1 protein-coding gene is annotated in these 1150 nt (G+C 65.3%); it reads left to right on the forward strand.

Annotation, left to right across the window (positions count from 1 at the left end):
• Positions 1-60: 60 nt before the first annotated feature.
• On the forward strand, positions 61-1150 hold a 1090-nt coding region (locus ACLQ2X_RS28355; RefSeq protein ID WP_425684133.1), incomplete at its 3' end, for a beta-ketoacyl reductase.

The raw sequence follows: 1150 nt of genomic DNA on the forward strand, positions 1-1150 counted from the left end.
GGTGCGTCGGTGTTGCGGGTGCGTTTGGTGGGTGTGGGGGATGGGGTGTCGGTGTCGGCGGTGGATGAGTTGGGTGGGTTGGTGTTGTCGGTGGGTTCGTTGGTGTTCAGGGAGGTTGTGGGTGGGGGTTTGGTGGGGTCGGGTGTGGAGGGTTTGTGGGATGTGGAGTGGGTGTCGGTGGGGGGTGGTGTGTCGGTTCCTGGTGGTGTGGGGGTGTGGGATGTGGAGGGGGTTGGTGGGGTTGATGGTGTGGCGGCGCGGGATGCGGTGGTGGGGGTGTTGGGTCGGGTGCGGGAGTTTTTGGTTGGTGATGTGGGGGCGCGGGTGGTGGTGCGTACTCGGGGTGCGGTGATGGCGGTGGAGGGTGATGTGGTGTCGCCGGGGGCGGCTGCGGTGTGGGGGTTGTTGCGGTCGGTGCAGTCGGAGTTTCCGGGGCGGTTCGTGTTGGTGGATGGTGATGGTGATGGTGTGTGGGTGGAGGGTGAGTCGCAGGTTGCGGTGCGTGGGGGGTTGGTGTTGGTGCCGCGGTTGCGGCGTGTGGTGGTGGGTGGTGGTGGGTGGTCTGGTTGGGGTGATGGGGCGGTGTTGGTGACGGGTGGTACGGGGACGTTGGGTGCGATTGTGGCGCGGCATTTGGTTTTTGATTGTGGTGTTCGTGATGTGGTGTTGGTGAGTCGTCGTGGGATGGCTGCGGTGGGTGCGGCTGAGTTGGTGGCGGATTTGCGTGGTGGTGGTGCGGTGGTTCGGGTGTTGGCGTGTGATGTGTCGGATCGTGGGGCGTTGGCTGCGGTGGTGGGGCAGGTGACGGCGGAGGGTGTGTTGTCGGGTGTGGTGCATACGGCGGGGGTGCTGGATGACGGTGTGGTGACGAGTTTGGATGCGGGTCGGGTGGGTGTGGTGTTCGGGCCGAAGGTGGATGCGGCGTGGTGGTTGCATGAGTTGACGCGGGATTTGGGGTTGCGGGCGTTTGTGTTGTTTTCTTCGGCGGCGGGGACGTTGGGGAATGCGGGGCAGGGTAATTATGCGGCGGCGAATGCGTATTTGGATGGGTTGGCGTGGTGGCGGCGGGGTCAGGGGTTGGCGGCGACGTCGTTGGCGTGGGGTTTGTGGGAGCCGGTCAGTGAGATGACCGGCCGCCTGGACGAGGTGG

This window comes from Micromonospora sp. DT31 (assembly GCF_049841795.1).
In the GTDB taxonomy this organism is placed as follows: domain Bacteria; phylum Actinomycetota; class Actinomycetes; order Mycobacteriales; family Micromonosporaceae; genus Micromonospora.